The sequence below is a fragment of the Lentzea sp. NPDC102401 genome, from assembly GCF_044765805.1.
GTDB lineage: Bacteria > Actinomycetota > Actinomycetes > Mycobacteriales > Pseudonocardiaceae > Lentzea > Lentzea sokolovensis.
This window is the reverse complement of sequence record NZ_JBIWKS010000001.1, coordinates 82904-98486: the sequence shown is the minus strand read 5'-3', so window position 1 is coordinate 98486 and position 15583 is coordinate 82904. Positions and strand designations below refer to the sequence as shown.

The 15583-nt window shown below is 68.8% G+C and carries 13 protein-coding genes; 8 read left to right on the top strand and 5 right to left on the bottom strand.

All coding sequences use genetic code 11. From position 1 onward, the window contains the following. Nucleotide 1 precedes the first annotated feature (1 nt). The 4 genes from ACIRG5_RS00510 (at nt 2) to ACIRG5_RS00495 (ending at nt 6200) form a co-directional block, all read left to right on the top strand. On the top strand, nt 2-829 hold the full coding sequence (locus ACIRG5_RS00510) for a carbohydrate ABC transporter permease (protein ID WP_402897963.1): 828 nt from the start codon (nt 2-4) through the stop codon (nt 827-829). A 19-nt stretch (nt 830-848) separates the two neighbouring features. After that, nucleotides 849-2438 carry a glucoamylase family protein gene (locus ACIRG5_RS00505; protein WP_402897960.1) on the top strand — a complete coding sequence of 530 codons (1590 nt, stop codon included), beginning with the start codon at nt 849-851 and terminating at the stop codon, nt 2436-2438. Between the two features lie 19 nt (nt 2439-2457). After that, entirely contained in the window at nt 2458-4299 is a 1842-nt protein-coding gene (locus ACIRG5_RS00500; RefSeq protein ID WP_402897957.1) for a glycoside hydrolase family 3 protein, read from the top strand. A 98-nt stretch (nt 4300-4397) separates the two neighbouring features. Continuing rightward, nucleotides 4398-6200 carry a glycoside hydrolase family 76 protein gene (locus tag ACIRG5_RS00495; protein ID WP_402897954.1) on the top strand — a complete coding sequence of 601 codons (1803 nt, stop codon included), beginning with the start codon at nt 4398-4400 and terminating at the stop codon, nt 6198-6200. On the opposite strand, the gene ACIRG5_RS00490 is transcribed toward ACIRG5_RS00495, so the two are convergent. Beyond that, the gene (locus ACIRG5_RS00490; RefSeq protein WP_402897951.1) at nt 6201-6653 is read right to left on the bottom strand and encodes a MarR family winged helix-turn-helix transcriptional regulator; all 453 of its coding nucleotides are present in this window, start codon (nt 6651-6653) and stop codon (nt 6201-6203) included. It lies immediately after the preceding gene. Nucleotides 6654-6708: 55 nt separating this feature from the next. On the opposite strand from ACIRG5_RS00490, the gene ACIRG5_RS00485 reads away from it, so the two are divergent. Both ACIRG5_RS00485 and ACIRG5_RS00480 read left to right on the top strand, forming a co-directional pair. Then, on the top strand, nt 6709-7953 hold the full coding sequence (locus tag ACIRG5_RS00485; protein WP_402897948.1) for a multidrug effflux MFS transporter: 1245 nt from the start codon (nt 6709-6711) through the stop codon (nt 7951-7953). A 35-nt stretch (nt 7954-7988) separates the two neighbouring features. Next, nucleotides 7989-10376: a glycoside hydrolase family 32 protein gene (locus tag ACIRG5_RS00480; protein ID WP_402897945.1), complete on the top strand. Its 2388-nt coding sequence runs from the start codon at nt 7989-7991 to the stop codon at nt 10374-10376. A 59-nt stretch (nt 10377-10435) separates the two neighbouring features. Here the strand turns inward: ACIRG5_RS00480 and ACIRG5_RS00475 are convergent, their stop codons facing one another. From ACIRG5_RS00475 to ACIRG5_RS00465, 3 genes are read right to left on the bottom strand one after another with little or no spacing between them, the layout of a single operon-like run. Next, complete coding sequence (locus ACIRG5_RS00475; RefSeq protein WP_402897942.1) at nt 10436-11233, bottom strand: SGNH/GDSL hydrolase family protein; 798 nt, start codon at nt 11231-11233, stop codon at nt 10436-10438. A gap of 48 nt (nt 11234-11281) precedes the next feature. Further along, nucleotides 11282-11581: a hypothetical protein gene (locus ACIRG5_RS00470; RefSeq protein WP_402897939.1), complete on the bottom strand. Its 300-nt coding sequence runs from the start codon at nt 11579-11581 to the stop codon at nt 11282-11284. Further along, nucleotides 11578-12486, bottom strand: coding sequence for an oxidoreductase (locus ACIRG5_RS00465; protein ID WP_402897936.1), 909 nt, complete (start codon nt 12484-12486; stop codon nt 11578-11580). The genes ACIRG5_RS00470 and ACIRG5_RS00465 overlap by 4 nt, the downstream gene beginning before the upstream one ends. Nucleotides 12487-12603: 117 nt before the next feature. Here ACIRG5_RS00465 and ACIRG5_RS00460 point away from each other — a divergent pair, with 117 nt between their 5' ends. Together ACIRG5_RS00460 and ACIRG5_RS00455 are read left to right on the top strand one after the other, a co-directional pair. After that, entirely contained in the window at nt 12604-13155 is a 552-nt protein-coding gene (locus ACIRG5_RS00460) for a TetR/AcrR family transcriptional regulator (protein ID WP_402897933.1), read from the top strand. 146 nt (nt 13156-13301) lie between these two features. After that, nucleotides 13302-13703, top strand: a complete 402-nt coding sequence (locus tag ACIRG5_RS00455; protein WP_402897930.1) for a PGPGW domain-containing protein — start codon at nt 13302-13304, stop codon at nt 13701-13703. A 289-nt stretch (nt 13704-13992) separates the two neighbouring features. Here the strand turns inward: ACIRG5_RS00455 and ACIRG5_RS00450 are convergent, their stop codons facing one another. Beyond that, the gene (locus tag ACIRG5_RS00450) at nt 13993-15096 is read right to left on the bottom strand and encodes a polysaccharide lyase family 1 protein (RefSeq protein ID WP_402897927.1); all 1104 of its coding nucleotides are present in this window, start codon (nt 15094-15096) and stop codon (nt 13993-13995) included. Between the last annotated feature and the right edge of the window lie 487 nt (nt 15097-15583).

The window sequence follows — 15583 nt, the reverse complement described above, 5'->3', positions numbered from 1 at the left end:
CATGACCGGGCAACGTACGCAGAACCGCTGGTGGATCTACGTTCCGCTCACGGTCGCGCTCATCGCCGTGATCGCGCCGTTCGTCTGGATGGTGCTGGGCAGCTTCAAGGGCGAGGGCGAGATCCTGGCCAACCCGCCCACGTGGCTGCCGGCGTCCGCGTCCCTGGACAACTACACGCAGCTGTTCTCCCGCCTGAGGTTCGGGACGTACTTCCTCAACTCGGCGATCGTCGCCGTCCTGGTGACCGCCGGGAACCTGCTCTTCTGCTCGATGGTGGGCTACGCGCTCGCCAAGCTGGAGTTCCGGGGCAAGCGGACGCTCTTCGCGGTGGTCCTGGCGACGCTGATGATCCCGGGCGTCGTCACGTTCGTGCCGTTGTACGTCCTCGTCGTCAACGCGGGCCTGGCGAACTCGCTGCCGGCGCTGATCCTGCCGTTCCTCGTCTCCCCGTTCGGCGTGTTCCTGATGCGCCAGTTCATGACGGGCCTGCCGACGGAGCTGATCGACGCCGGCCGCGTCGACGGTGCGGGCGAGGTGCGCATCTTCGCCCGGATCGTCCTGCCGTTGTGCGGGCCAGCGCTCGCCACCCTCGGCATCCTCACGTTCCTGGGCAGCTGGAACAACTTCCTCTGGCCGCTGGTCGTGGCGCAGCAGGAGAGCGAGTACACGCTCCCGGTCGCGCTGGCCCTCTACTCGACCGGCCAGAACTCCATCCAGTACGGCCTGCTCCTGGCCGGGGCCACCATCGTCGTCGTCCCGGTCCTGCTCGTGTTCCTCGTCTTCCAGCGGCGCTTCATCGAAGGCATCGCGACCACCGGCATCAAGTGATCGTCCAAAGGGGACTCTCATGGCATCGCCAGCAAGGATCACCCGCCGAACACTGCTCGTCGCGAGCGCGGCCGCGCTCGCCGTTCCCTCCTTCGCCTCCGCCGCCCCGGCGCAGAAGGTGCTGACCGCCGACCCCACCCGGATCCGCGGGTGGGCGCGTGACACGTGGCGCAGCCTCGTCGCCATGACCCCGGCACGCACCGGCCTGCCCGCGGACAACATCCCGGAGTCACTCGCCGCGTCCGACCGCTCGGGCTACACGTCGCCGACGAACATCGGTGGCTACCTGTGGTCGACGATCGTGGCCCGCGAGCTCGGTCTCATCACCTCGGGTGAGGCGTCGGCGCGACTGGTCCGCACGCTGTCCACTTTGGACCGGATGGAACACCACACCCCGAGTGGCATGTACTACAACTGGTACGACGAGGAGACCGGGGAGGCGTTACGCGCCTGGCCCGGCACGGGTGCCGTGGTCCACCCGTTCTGCTCCAGCGTGGACAACGGCTGGCTCGGCGCGGCACTGCGCGTCGTCGCGGAGGCCGACCGTGCGGCGTCCGGACTGGCCAAGCGGATCTTCGGCCGCATGCGGTGGGATGCCTTCTACAACCCCGGCGACGATCCCGCGCACCCCGTGCGGCCGGGCGGCCTGATCCACGGCGGGTTCTTCCCGTTCGACCACGACCGGCCCGGCGGGGTCTACCAGGGCACGCACATCGGTGGCGACCCGGTCTGGCTGACCACGCACCACTACGACACCACGGTGTCCGAAACGCGCATCACCAGCTACCTCGGCATCATCACCGGCCAGATCCCGCCGAAGCAGTACTTCGCGATGTGGCGGACGCTGCCGGCGTCGTGCGACTGGTCGTGGCACGAGATGCAGCCGGTGGGGGAGAACCGGACCTACTACGGCATCGAGGTTTTCGAAGGTGCCTACACCTATCGCGGCATGCGGATCGTGCCGGGCTGGGGCGGGTCGATGTTCGAGGAACTGATGCCGGACGTGTTCGTGCCCGAGGCGAAGTGGGCGCCGCGGTCGTGGGGTCGCAACCACCCGTTGCACGTCCGGGCGCAGCGCGAACACGGCCTGCTGGAAGCGAAGTACGGCTTCTGGGGCTTCAGTCCGGCGAGCAACCCCGCCGGCGGTTACCGCGAGTACGGCGTCGACGCGCTGGGCATCGGGCCCGGCGGCGAGCCGGGCAACCCGGCCAGCGGCTACTTCTCCGACCAGGAGATGACCAACTACGACGTCGGCTTCGGCTCGTGCCGCCCCGCCACCGCGCCCACACCGACGTACGGCGACGGCGTGGTCACCCCGCACGCGGCGTTCCTGGCGATGATGCACGAACGCGACGAGGCGTACACGAACCTCGTCGGCATCCAGAACGACCTCCGCGCCTACGGGACGGGCGGGTTCTTCGACTCGGTCGCCGTGCGGTCGGGCACCATCGCGCGGCGCTATCTCTCGCTCGACCAGGCGATGGTCATGGGAGCGATCGGCAATGTCCTGTGCCGCGACGTGATCCGCCGGGCGTTCGCGACACCAGCCGTCGAACGTGCTTTGCGGCCGGTGATCGGTGTCGAGGAGTTCGGTGCGAGCCGAGTCTGAAAGGTGTGGAGGTAAAGGCATGCGGCCCGTAAGGCTGATCTCCGAGGACGGTGTCGAGTACCGCGACCTCAACGGCAACGGCGTCATGGACCCCTACGAGGATCCACGCCTGCCCGTGGCGGAACGCGTGACGGACCTGCTGGGGCGCCTGACGCTGGAGGAGAAGGCAGGCCTGCTGTTCCACACCGTCATCGAGGCGGGCGCGGACGGCACGGTGAAGGAGGCGCCCGGCGACATCAGCAAGTCGCCGACAAGTGTTGTGGTGAAGCAGAAACACCTGTCGCACTTCAACGTGCACGCGCTCGACGACGCCCGCATGGCTGCGCGTTGGTACAACAACCTCCAGCTCATCGCCGAGAGCACGCCGCACGGAATCCCGGTGACCATCTCCACCGACCCGCGGCACGCGTTCATCGAGAACGCGGGTGTTTCGTTCAGCGCCAAGGCCTTCTCGCAATGGCCCGAGTCGCTGGGCCTCGCCGCGCTGCGTGATCCGGCGCTGGTGGAACGGTTCGCGGACATCGCGCGCCAGGAATACCTCGCGGCCGGCATCCGCTGCGCCCTGCACCCCGCGATCGACCTGGCAACCGAACCTCGGTGGGCGCGGCAGGCCGGCACGTTCGGGCAGGACACCGCACTGACGGCCGAACTCGCCGTCGCGTACGTGCGGGGGTTCCAGGGCCCGTCGCTGGGCCCGGAATCGGTCGCCTGCACCAGCAAGCACTTCCCCGGCGGCGGCCCGCAGAAGGACGGCGAGGACGCGCACTTCCCGTACGGCCGTGAGCAGGTCTATCCCGGCGGACGGTTCGACGACCACGTCGCGCCGTTCCGCGCGGTCATCGAGGCGGGCACGGCGGCGGTGATGCCGTACTACGGCATGCCCGTCGGCCTGGAGGTGGACGGTGAGGCGATCGAGGAGGTGGGCTTCGGCTACAACCGCCAGGTCGTCACCGGCATGCTGCGCGAGCAACTCGGGTTCGACGGCGTGGTGCTCACCGACTGGGAACTCGTCATGGACAACCACGTCGGTGACAAGGTGCTCCCCGCGCGCGCCTGGGGCGTCGAACACCTCGACGCGCACGGACGCATGGAACTCATCCTCGCTGCAGGAGCCGACCAGTTCGGTGGCGAGGAATGCGTCGAGGTCCTGCTCGAACTGGTGGCGCAGGGCCGTGTCACGGAGGAGCGGATCGACGAGTCGGCGCGCAGGCTGCTCGAGGTCAAGTTCCTCCTCGGCCTCTTCGACGACCCGTTCGTCGACGAGGACCTGGCGGCGGAGGTCGTGGGACGGCAGGACTTCCGCGACGAGGGCCATGCAGCGCAGGCGAAGTCGGTGACGGTGCTGCAGGTAGGCGCGGGCGCGGCAGGTCTGCCGCTGGCGCAGGGCCTGAAGATCTACGTGGAGAACGTCTCGCCCGAGGCCGCCGCGCGCCTGGGTACCGTCGTCGCCACACCGGAAGAGGCCGACGTCGCGCTCGTGCGGCTGATGGCCCCGTTCGATCCGCGGTCGGACCTGTTCCTGGAGTCGTGGTTCCACCAGGGCTCACTGGACTTCCAGCCGGGCCTGGCCTCACGCCTGGCCCGGATCGCCGCGGCGTGCCCGCTGGTCGTCGACGTGACGCTGGACCGCCCGGCCGTTCTGACCCCGCTGCTCGAGGTCGCGTCGACGCTGGTGGTCAGCTACGGCACCAACGACGAGGCCCTGGTCGACGCGCTGACGGGCGTGTGCCCGCCGCGGGGCAGGCTTCCGTTCGACCTGCCGCGCTCGATGGAACAGGTGCGCCGCCACCCCGAGGACGTCGCCGGCTACGAGGACCCGCTCTTCCCCTTCGGCCACGGAGTGATGCCGGTCGACCGCTAGAAATCCTGTCCAGGACATCAATCGATCGCGCCGTTGACCGGGTCGTGCCGCACCCAAGACCATGAGAGCGTTCCCACGGACGCGAGGGTGTGGTCGGTGTGCTGAACTTCTTGGTGGCGTTCCTGGTGGCGCTGGTTCCCTCCGCACCGCCCAGCACCCCGCCCGTGGTCGCGGCCGCCGTGGTGTGCGTGCTCTCGTGCGACACCCTCGATCCCTCCAAGGCCGGTCAGGAGATCTTTCCGGTGCCGGAGAGGCAGATCAACGGCCGGCGGCTGGTGCTGCACGTGTCGGACCGCGACGGCATGGCGTGGGGGAGCATCGACAACGGTGTCGCCGGCGACTCGGTGTGGCTGGACAGGTCGTGGGACGGCGGCGCGAGCTGGGAGGGTCTGCTGGGCAGGGCGGGCATTCCCGGCTCGTGGACGGGCACGAGAACGTTGATGTACAACGTGACCGATCCCGTCGGTCATCGGCGCGGCCTGATCCGCGCGTGTGGTGACGCCGCCGCGGTGACCTGCACCGACTGGATCTACCCGACCGTGTGCGACGTGCTGTGCGACCGCACGAGCGCGGGCCAGGCCAACGGCGACGTGCAGCCGGTGCCGCCGACCACGTTGTACGGCCGAGTCATCCGGCTGCACACCGACGCGAACGCGATGGCGTGGGCGAGCATCGAGGCGGGTGGGCCGGGCGACGAGGTCTGGCTCGACCGTTCCTGGGACAGCGGCGCGAGCTGGCCAGGCGGTTCGTCGCTGGGCCGCACCGCGACACCCACCGGGGCGAACTCGGTGCGCACGAGCATGGTCGCGACCCGGGACCCGCGCGGCCGCCACTACGGCGGCGCCGTGCGGGCGTGCGGCAGGGAAGCAGCCCACCAGGAAGGCAGCTGCACGGCGTGGGCACGACCCGTTCCCACGAGGGCGCGCGCCGCCGCGGACGCACTCCTGTACTCCTACGACCCGTCCGCCGCGTGGTGGCCGACGAGCTGGTGGAACTCGGCGACGACGCTGACCGCGGTGATGGACTCCGGGATCCGGGACTACGACTGGGTGATCGCGCGGACGTTCGACGTGAACCGTGGCCGGTTCGCGGCGGGACAGCGCAGCAGCGACCCGATCGAGGGCGACTTCATCAGCCGTTCCATCGACGACAGCGCCTGGTGGGGCCTCGCCTGGGTGGCCGCCTACGACCACACCGGCGACCAGCGCTACCTCGCCATGGCCACCACCATCGCGACGTACGTGCACCAGTACTGGGACATCCGCACGTGCGGCGGTGGGGTCTGGTGGGACCGCGAGCGCACCTACAAGAACGCCGTTACGAACGGCCAGTACCTGCGGCTGACCGCGTCGATCCACCGCCGCACACCCGGCGATTCGGTGTGGCTCCAGCGCGCCCGCACCGCTGCGGACTGGTACCTGAACAGCGGACTGATCGGCTCGTCCGGACTGGTCAACGACGGGCTGACCGGCGACTGCCGCAACAACGGCCAGACGGTGTGGACCTACAACCAGGGCCTGGGCATCGGCGGTTTCGTCGAGGTGTGGCGCGCGACCGGCGACACCAGGTACCTCGACACCGCGAAACGCCTGGCGGACTCGGCGATCGCCAGCCCCGTGCTCACCCGCGGCGGCGTGCTCACCGAGTCGTGCGACATCGGCTCGAACTCCTGCGACGACAACCAGAAGCAGTTCAAGGGCATCTTCCTGCGCTACCTGAACGACCTCGCCAGGGCCGTGAACTCCACTACCTACCCACGGTTCGCGCGTCAGCAGTCGGACTCGGTCTGGGCGAACGACCGCGACCCGTTGAACCGGATCGGCCAGCGCTGGGCCGGCGGCACGCCCAACCAGGTGGACTGGCGCACGCAGGCGAGCGGCCTGAACGCGGTGCTCTCCTGATCACCTGTCGGGCCGGGCGAGGGCCTTCTCGGCGAGCTTGGTCTCGATGTGCCGCAGCGTCGCGATCGTCGCGTCCACCTCGGCCCGGTCGGTGACGACGCCATCGAGCAGGTCGCTCCAGAGGTCGCTGAGCCGCCGGAGGTTCTCCTGCGCGCGTTCGGTGGGGTAGAGGCGCACGCGCCGGGCGTCCTCCGGGTCGGGTTCGCGGTGCACCAGGCCCTTGTTCTCCAGGCCGCGCAGGGATCGGCTGAAGTTGCTGGAGATCTGCTGGGTGGCCTCGGCGGCGGCGCGGGCGGACGTGCCGGGGTTGCGGTCGATGTAGCGCATCACGGCGATGTCGCCCGCTGTCCACGACTCCCGGTTCAGCGACTCCTTGGAGGCGTGGATCTGGCGGCCGACCGCGGCGATCAGGTCGGCGAGCTCGAACAAACGGGCCTTCTCGTCCTCATCCACGCGACCCATGTTACTTTTGCTGTCATCTGATAGCTATCATCTGACAGGAGAAGTGGTGAACTCGCCGTCACGCAGTGCCATTCCCGTGCCGTTGCTGCTCGTGCTCGCCCTGCTGGCGAGCGTCGCCCCGTTCGGCATCGACCTCTACCTGCCGGCGTTCCCGCGCATGGCCGTCGAACTGGAGACCAGCGACACCGCCATCCAGCTCACCCTCACGATGTTCCTGCTGGGGCTCGCGACCGGTCAGCTCGTCTTCGGCCCGGTCTCGGACAGGTGGGGCAGGCGCGGGCCTCTGCTGGTCGGGTCGGCGCTGTTCGTGGCCGCGAGCCTGCTCGCCGCCGTCGCGCCCACGATCGCGATCCTGCTGGTGGCCCGGCTCGTCCAGGGCGTGAGCGCCGCGGCGGGCATGGTCATCGGCCGCGCGGTCATCGCCGACCTCGTGACCGGACGTGCCGCGGCGCGGGCGTTCAGCCTCATGATGACCGTGACCGGCGTGGCGCCGGTGGTCGCGCCCCTGCTGGGCAGCCTGATGGTCGACGGCATCGGGTGGCGGGGCGTGCTGTTCGTGCTGGCCGGTCTGGCCGTCGCGATGCTCGCCGGATCGGCGGCGCTCGTCCGCGAGACCCATCCCAGGGAACGCCGTGGCTCGGCGCACGGCGGTGGCTTCCGCAGTCTCGGCCGGCGCGCCTACCTGACCGCGACGGCGACGTTCGTGCTCTCGTTCGCCGTGCTGATGGCCTACATCTCGGCCTCGCCCTTCCTCTACCAGGTCGTCATCGGGCTGAGCCCCGTCGGCTACGGCATGCTGTTCGCGCTCAACGCACTCGGCCTGATCGCGAGCAGCACGGTCGCCTCCCGGTTGCTGCGCAGCCGGTCCCCGCGGCAGATCCTCGCCATCGGCACCACCTGGCTGCTCACCGCCGCCGTGACGCTGCTGCTCCTGGCTCTCCTGCCGATCAGCGCGGCCTGGCTCGTCGTGCCGATCTTCTTCCTGGTCCCGGCCCTGGGTTTCATCGCGGGCCCCGCGACGGGACTCGCCCTCGACGCGGTGCGGGGCGCCGCGGGCACCGGGTCGGCCGTGCTGGGAGCGTCGCAGTTCGCGCTCGCCGCGCTCGTCTCCCCGCTGGTCAGCGTGGGCGACGGCCACTCGGCGCTGCCGATGGCGATCACCATCGCCGTGCTCGCCCTGCTCGCGGCCTCCGCCTACCAGGTGCTCGCCCGCACCCCGCGGGTCCAGAAGGATGGGAACGCTCTCACCCAGAGAGCGGTTGTGACGCCTGCGGGTGGTGCGCCACGGTGACCAACGGCTGACAACGTTGTCCCGGAGGTCTCGTCATGCGTGCGCTGCTGGTCGTGCTGGCAACCGCCTTCGCCCTGCTCGTTCCCGCCGGGCCCGCCTCGGCGGGCACCGCGCCGGACTACGCGGAGTTCCCGTACGCGCCGACGACCTACTCGGAGCCGTTCCGAGGTCAGTTCCACTTCAGCTCGCAGTCGGGGTGGATGAACGACCCCAACGGGCTGGTGTTCGCGAACGGCCTCTACCACTTCTTCTACCAGCACAACCCGCACGGTCTCGAGTGGGACACCATGCACTGGGGTCACGCCACGAGCCCGGATCTCGTGCACTGGACCCAGAAACCGATCGCGCTGGAACCCGGCGTGCACCCCGGCACGTTGTTCTCCGGCGGCGGCATCGTCGACAGGTTCAACACCTCGGGCCTCAAGACCGGCGCGCTGGACCCGATCGTCGTCTTCTCGAACACCAACGGCGTCAGCGTCTTCTACAGCAACGACAACGGCCGCAGCTTCCAGGCGTACGACGGCGGACGCAAGCAGATCGAGATCCCGGAGGAGAGCCGTGACCCCAACGTGGTGTGGGACGCCGACCGCCGGCAGTGGGTGATGGTCGTCTGGTCGAACCGCGGCGGCAATGGCGTGGACATCTACACCTCGCCCGACCTTCTGCAGTGGACGTTCGCCAGCCGTTACGCCGCGGACTGGTTGTTCGAGTGCCCCGACCTGTTCGTGCTGCCGCTCGACGGCAGGCCGCAGTGGGTCCTCACGTCCGCGACGAGCGAGTACGTGGTGGGCACGTTCGACGGAAAGACGTTCCGCACCGACCGGCCGCAACCCAAGAAGATGAACCTGGGCACCACGTACCCCGGCGGGACCTTCTACGCCGCCGAGTCGTTCGACAACACGCCGGACGGCCGCGTGGTGCAGATGGCCTGGCAGGGCGGCAACAGGGGTGACTCCTGGACCGGCAACGCGACGTTCCCGGTGGCGCTGGGCCTGGTCGGGTCGCCGGACGGGCCGAAGATCACCAGAACCCCGGTGGCCGAACTGGACTCGCTGCGCGCCGACACCCGCACCTGGCGCAACACCGCGGTGACCGCCACCAACAACCCGTTCGCCGGAATCCTCGCCGACACCTACGAGATCACCGCGCGCTTCGACCTGCGTGGTGCGACGGCCCAGGAGTTCGGCTTCGCGCTGCACAGCCGTTCCGACGGCACGGCGGACCGGACCGTCACCTACAACCGTGCGGCGGGCACGTTGTACGGCAGGCCTTTCCAGCCCACCGGCGACGAGGTCAGCGTGCGGCTGCTGGTCGACCGCGGCCAGCTGGAGGTCTTCAGCGGCGACGGGCTGTTCTCGGTGGCGGACAACGTGAACTTCGACTCCGCCGCCGTCAGCCAGGGCATCAGGCTGTTCGCGAACGGCGGCCAGGTGCGTTTGAAGGACGCGAAGTTCACCCGGCTCAGCACGAGCTGGGGCACCGCTCAGTCCACTTTGGAGAGCAACCTCCAGGGGCCCTGGCACGCCACCGCGGGCTCGTGGACCGACGTGGCGGGCGGCAAGCGGGCACAGGCGCCCGGCGACTCGTTCTACCTGAGCGCGAGCACGGCCGGCGACGCCACCTATCAGGGAGATCTGCGCCTGGACACGGCGCAGGCAGCAGGTCTCACCTTCCGTGCCACGCCTGAGGGTGCCGGGTACACGGCGAACATCGACGCGGCCGGGGTGGTCAAGTTGTGGCGGCCCGGCCGTGACATCGCGAGCTACTCCACGCCGATCGCGCAGGGTCAGACCTACCACCTGACGGTGCGGACGACCGGATCGCGCATCCAGGTCTGGCTCAACCACGGCACATCGCCGATCATCGACGCCACCGACACCGCGTACTCCAGCGGCCGGTTCGGCGCGAACGTCTACCGCGGCACGGCGACCGTGCAGAACCTGAACACCGGCCCGTCCGGGTTCGCCGCGTTCGCGTCCGGACCGTGGACGGCGGTCGGCGGCACCTGGACGGCGACACCGGACTCGTTGCGCGCCAACGCTTCCGGCGACGCCTTCTACCTCAGCGACCGCACCGCGTCCGACCTCGTCTACGAGGGCGACCTGTCCGTCGTGAACGGGGTGGCGGCCGGCCTGACGTTCCGCGCGGGTGCCGATGGCGCGGGCTACACGGCGAACATCGACGCCAGTGGCGCGGTGAAGCTGTGGCGCCCGGGCCGCGACATCGCGACCTTCTCCACGCCGATCGTCCAGGGCCGCACCTACCACCTGAAGGTGCAGGCGACGGGCTCCCGGATCCAGGTCTGGCTGGACCGCGGCACCTCACCGGTCATCGACGCGGTCGACACGACCTACGGCGCGGGACGGGTGGGACTCAACGTGTACGCCGGAACCGCCGCGGTGCGGCAGCTGACGATCAGCTGACACCTGGTCCGGCGGAGGATCGTGCGGCTGTGCGAGACGGCGGCCGGCATGCACACATTTCAGAGAACCGAGTCGGGCTCCGGCCATCGACGCGCAGGGGCGAGGGTGGGGCGTTTCGCGGTGCGTCCGTCTCCGGATGACTTGCCGAGGGCACGCCGCAGGAGCCACGGACCGACGCAGCTCACGGCCCACCGCAGTTCGACTCCAGCGCGCTGCCACGTCGAAAGCTTCCGTTGCGGATCAAGAGGATTGGTCCACAGATCGTCGCTGTCCGGCAGGTCCAGCGCGTGAGCGACGGCTGAGGCGAGGCGGGTGTGGCCGAGCGTGTTGAGGTGTAGCCGGTCCGCGCTCCACAACCGCGGGTCTGTGCAGATCGGGTACTCCGAAAGGTCCACCACGGTGACACCGTGTCGGCGGGCGGCCTCCCGCACGCGGCCGTTGAAGTCCTGTGCTCGCCGGGTGAGTCCGCGTGCGGCAGGCACCAGGAGTCCCGGGTCGGGCAGCGTGAAGGCGACGACGCGCGCACCGGCTCCGGTCAGCGCCTCGAACATGCTCTCCAGATGTCCGGCCACCGCGATGGCGTCGAACCGGGGCCGCAGCAGGTCGTTCAACCCCGCCAGCACGGTGACGAGGTCAGGGCGCAGGCTCAGCGCTGTGGGCAGTTGCTCTGCGCGGACTTCGCCCGTGACTCGTCCCCTGACCGCGAGGTTCGCGTACCGCAGCCGCGGTTGCGCTGCGGTGAGTTGTTCGGCGAGGCGGTCTGCCCAGCCCCGATACCCGCGGACTTCGTCGCCGTCGTTCATGCCCTCGGTCTGGCTGTCCCCGAGTGCCACGTAACGCAGGTAGGTACCCGTCACCGCTGTCCTTCGTTCGCAGGTTCAGAGAATGATGTTCTCAGGACGGCGTCACATCCCGCGCAGCTCACGGCTCTGCCACGCGCGGCGTTCCGCGCCCGCCGCATCCGACACGAGGGCCGAACGGGTGTCGAACACCATCGTTGCCCGTTCGCGGGCTTCGTAGCGGGGCCAGCCGGGCTCGCCGGACTTGGCGAACTGAACCCACGCGGTGTGCGTCGCGGCCGCGAGGTTGTGCGGCTGGTGTGCGCCGAGCAGTTGCCGGCCGTCCTCACCGGCTGTCGCCACGAGTGCGACGTCGTCGCGGACGAAGCAGAGGTCGATGCCGTACTTGGTCCGGACTCGGCTCACCTGTCCGTTCCGACCTGGACGGACCGGCGAGGAAAGCTGACCGCCGTCAGCTGTTCGGAGATCTCCCACAGACGGCGTGCCACGTCGGTGTCCTGCGCCTTGAGCGAGCGACCGACCAGCGTCGGGGCGCCTCGTCCCTCCATGAACCCGCTCGGGCCCGCGTAGCTGTTGCCCGGGACGTCCGCCACGGCCGCGTACAGCGTTGGCAGGGCACCGTCCTCGTCGCTCTGCGCGAAAAGTCTCGTCACCGCTTTCTCCAGGAGGTGACGTACCCGTTGCCGGCCAGCGGGCTTCAGCAGGTTCGTGGCCGCCATGCCGGGATGAGCGGCCGTCGAGATCACCGATGAGCCGGCCTCGGCAAGACGTCGCTGCAGTTCTGAGGTGAACAGCAGGTTGGCGAGCTTGGACTGCGCGTACGCGGACATCGCCCGGTAGGGCCTGTGCTCCCAGTTGAGATCGTCGAACTCGATCGAACCCACCTTGTGCCCGTTGGACGACACCGTGACGACTCGATCCCTGATCCGCGGCAGCAGCAGGTTCGTCAGCGCGAAATGCCCCAGGTGGTTCGTGCCGAACTGCAACTCGAAACCGTCGGCGGTGCGGGCGAACGGCGGGACCATGACGCCGGCGTTGTTGATCAGCACGTCGACGGGACCGTCAAGGCCATCGGCGAACGCGTGGATCGAGGCCAGGTCCGCGAGGTCGAGCTGCCGGGTCTCGACGTGGCCGGCCATCGTGGCCGCGGCCGCTCGCCCCTTGGTGAGATCGCGAACGGCGAGCACGACGCGCGCGCCCTTGGCTGCGAGCGTGCGGGCGGCGGCGCGGCCGATTCCGCTGTTCGCACCTGTGATGACGACGGTGCGCCCAGTCTGCGGGGGAACGGCCGAGGAGGTAAATGTTGGCATGGGCTACATAGTAGGCGGTGTCAACAATGTTGGCAACGCAAACTTGACTGGTAGGATCGGTCCATGTCTGGAGCGACTGATGAGCGGCCCTACCACCACGGCAACCTCCGCACCGCGTTGCTCGAAGCGGCCGAGCGTGGTCTGCGCGAGTCCGGGGCGGACAAGTTGGCGCTGCGCGATCTGGCCAGGGAGCTCGGCGTCAGCCACGCCGCGCCGCACCGGCACTTTCCGAACCGTCAGACCCTGCTCGACGCTCTGGCCGAGGCCGGCTTCGCCCGTCTCGACGCGGCCCTCCGCGCCGCGATGACCGGCACGGACGGCGACTTCCCCGCGCGCGTCCGCGAAACGATGACCGCTTACACCCGTTTCGCCACTGAGAACGCCGCGCTCATCGAGCTGATGTACACCAGCAAACACCGGCCGGACGCGACGCGGATCATGAAGGCTGCCGAAGGGCCGTTCGGTCTCATGAACGATCTGATCCTCCAGGGGCAGGCGGAGGGCGCCCTGCAGGCAGGTGACCCCGAGCGGATCGGAATCGTCCTGTTCGCGACTCTTCAGGGCATCGCCTCGATCATCAACGGCAACATCGTCAAACCTGAACTGCTCGACTCACTCGTGGAGACCGCTGTCGCACAGTTCCTGCGCGGCGCCGGCCCGCTCGTGTGACGACCTGATGGCACGTCCTGCGGTACGGGAACCGACTCGTCCGCGGCGCGATGCCGAAGTGGCTGAACGACCTCACGCGTTGCCGGCAGTCCGAGATGTGGCGGTGAGCCGCGCCCGAGACACTGGAGGTGACGAAGGAGGTTGCGATGAAGCGGCTGGGCGTGGTCGTGCTGGGCGTGATGCTGCTCCTCGTCGGGATCGCTTTGCTGGTGCTGCCGGGTCCAGGGCTGCTGCTCGTGCTCGCCGGCCTGATCACTCTCGCCTCGGAATTCCCGAAACTGGAGCGCTACGTCGATCCGGTTCGCGACCGCGCCTTGAAAGCGGCGGAGGACAGCGTCGCATCGCCGTTGCGCATCGCTGTGTCCGCGGCGGTGGGCTTGGCGCTGGTCGCGGTGGGCGTCGTGTGGGGCCTCGTGCGGTGGTTGCCTCTGGCCGGATGGAGCACCGGTACGAGCTTGATCCTGTCCGGACTCTTCCTGCTCGGGTTGCTGGTCTGGAGTTGGCGCCACGTTCGCGCCCGTTCCACCGCGCCGAAGTCGCACGGTTGACGTCGAACCACCGACTTTCGAACCTTCTTGCCCTGTCCCGTCCGCGGTCATGAGAGCGCTCCCCGGGACGGCCGTGGCGGCACCGTCCGCCGCGGCCGGCTCCCGGTTCACGATCGCCGTGCCGCCCGGTACGCGGTACCTCCTGGAAGAGGGTGGCTCGGATCCGGAACCTGTGCGGGAAGCGTTGTGCACCCTCGCGAAACGGCGGCCGCAGGATTTCGGCGTGAGCAGCACCGCACTCCGCCGCCAAGCCGCCGGACGGGCCGGCGGTCGCGCGGTCGAGGCCTTCCTAGCAGCTGCCGTCCGACTCCCTCAGACCCGTGTTGGCGCCCGCCGTGCGGTTCACGACGTTCGGCACGCAGCCGGCCTGGTCGGGGATGAAGCCGTAGGGCACGGAGACGGTGGTGGTGGACTTGACGTCGGGACCGGCGGGCTTGTGATCGCTGCTCGGGGCGGACCACGTCACGTTGTCGAAGACGTTGCCGCTGACCTGCCAGTAGCCGGCCTCGGTGGTGTAGAAGGTGCCGAGGACGTCGCGGGAGTTCTTGAAGTAGTTGTTGTCCACCTTGGCCTTGGCGCCGGCGCGTGAGTTGATGCCGGACTCGTTGAGGCTCACGTAGTGGTTGTTGTACATGTGGGCAACGCCGCCCCGCAGCAAAGGCGCCCGGGAGTCGATGTTCTCGTACAGGTTGTGGTGGTATGTGATGAACCCGTTCGAGCGGTCGCTCTCACTGGACCCGACCAGCCCGCCGCGACCGGAGTTGCGCAGGGTGCTGTAGGACAGGGTCACGTACTGGGTGTTGTTCTTCATGTCGAACAGGCCGTCGTAGCCTTCCGACTCACCACCCGACGCCAGAAGGTTGACGTGGTCGACCCAGACGTTGCGGACGTTGCTCTCCATCCCGATGGCGTCGCCGCCGTTGGACGTGGGAGAGCCCGACTTCTTGACGTTCCGGACGGTCACGTTCCGGATGATGATGTTGCGGGACTCGCGGATGTGAATGCCCAGCTGGTCGAAGACGGCCCCGCCGCCGACGCCGATGATGGTGACGTTGCTGATCCGCTTGAGCTCGATCAGGCCGGCGGCGGTGTCGCAGCTGTTGCCCGAGACCTTGGCGGTGTTGCCGTGGTTGATCGTGCCCGAGACCTCGATGACGATCGGCGTGCTGGTGCTCGCCCGGCCGCACAGGGCCTGGTGGATCTGGGTTCCCGTGGTGGCCCGAACCGTCGCCCCACCCTGGCCGCCGGTGGTGCCGCCGTTCTGGGACGCGTAGCCGGTCGCGACGCCGGCCGCCGCCGATGCCGGTGACATCGCCAGCACCGCGCTGGTCGAGGTCGCGACGGCCAACACGGCCACGACCGCGGGGATCCGCCATGCGACTGATCGTTTCATTTCGTCTCCCGCGTCTTCGAAGGTTGGACGGGTGTGGTCGCACACGAAATGGAGATGGCGGCAATACCGGCGGAAACACCGGTGATTCGCTTTGTCGCGCGCTTGTCCGTACGCAGACTCTTGCGTCGCCTCCTTGCGAGCAGGATTGTCTGACGGATTCCCGTCGGCGCTGATCGCGGTGGCGGCCGGAATCAGCATCACTGGGAACGCTCCCAGTGAGTATTGCGCAACATTGCGTGACTGGCAATAAAATTCACGGTTATGAACACCGAACGCGTTGCTTGCACGCGCACGACGCGACTTCGCGGCGACCACCCGGCTGATTCACGGATATGAATATGAGTTTGTTGAGCATTAACTTGCTGATTGGCCCTTCGAACGGGTCGCACCGTTCGACTCAAGTGGTCGAATCATGACGAGGATCTTGTCGAAATGGTTCGCGATGTGATGGCCTCAGGAGTGGTGCACGCCACGACCGCGCCAGAGC

Excerpts from the sequence above, each read along its gene's own strand:
- ACIRG5_RS00510 (WP_402897963.1), top strand. The coding sequence starts at position 2 with ATGACCGGGCAACGTACGCAGAACCGCTGGTGGATCTACGTTCCGCTC.
- ACIRG5_RS00450 (WP_402897927.1), bottom strand. The coding sequence starts at position 15,096 with ATGAAACGATCAGTCGCATGGCGGATCCCCGCGGTCGTGGCCGTGTTG.
- ACIRG5_RS00480 (WP_402897945.1), top strand. The coding sequence starts at position 7,989 with ATGCGTGCGCTGCTGGTCGTGCTGGCAACCGCCTTCGCCCTGCTCGTT.
- ACIRG5_RS00455 (WP_402897930.1), top strand. The coding sequence starts at position 13,302 with ATGAAGCGGCTGGGCGTGGTCGTGCTGGGCGTGATGCTGCTCCTCGTC.
- ACIRG5_RS00500 (WP_402897957.1), top strand. The coding sequence starts at position 2,458 with ATGCGGCCCGTAAGGCTGATCTCCGAGGACGGTGTCGAGTACCGCGAC.
- ACIRG5_RS00465 (WP_402897936.1), bottom strand. The coding sequence starts at position 12,486 with ATGCCAACATTTACCTCCTCGGCCGTTCCCCCGCAGACTGGGCGCACC.
- ACIRG5_RS00505 (WP_402897960.1), top strand. The coding sequence starts at position 849 with ATGGCATCGCCAGCAAGGATCACCCGCCGAACACTGCTCGTCGCGAGC.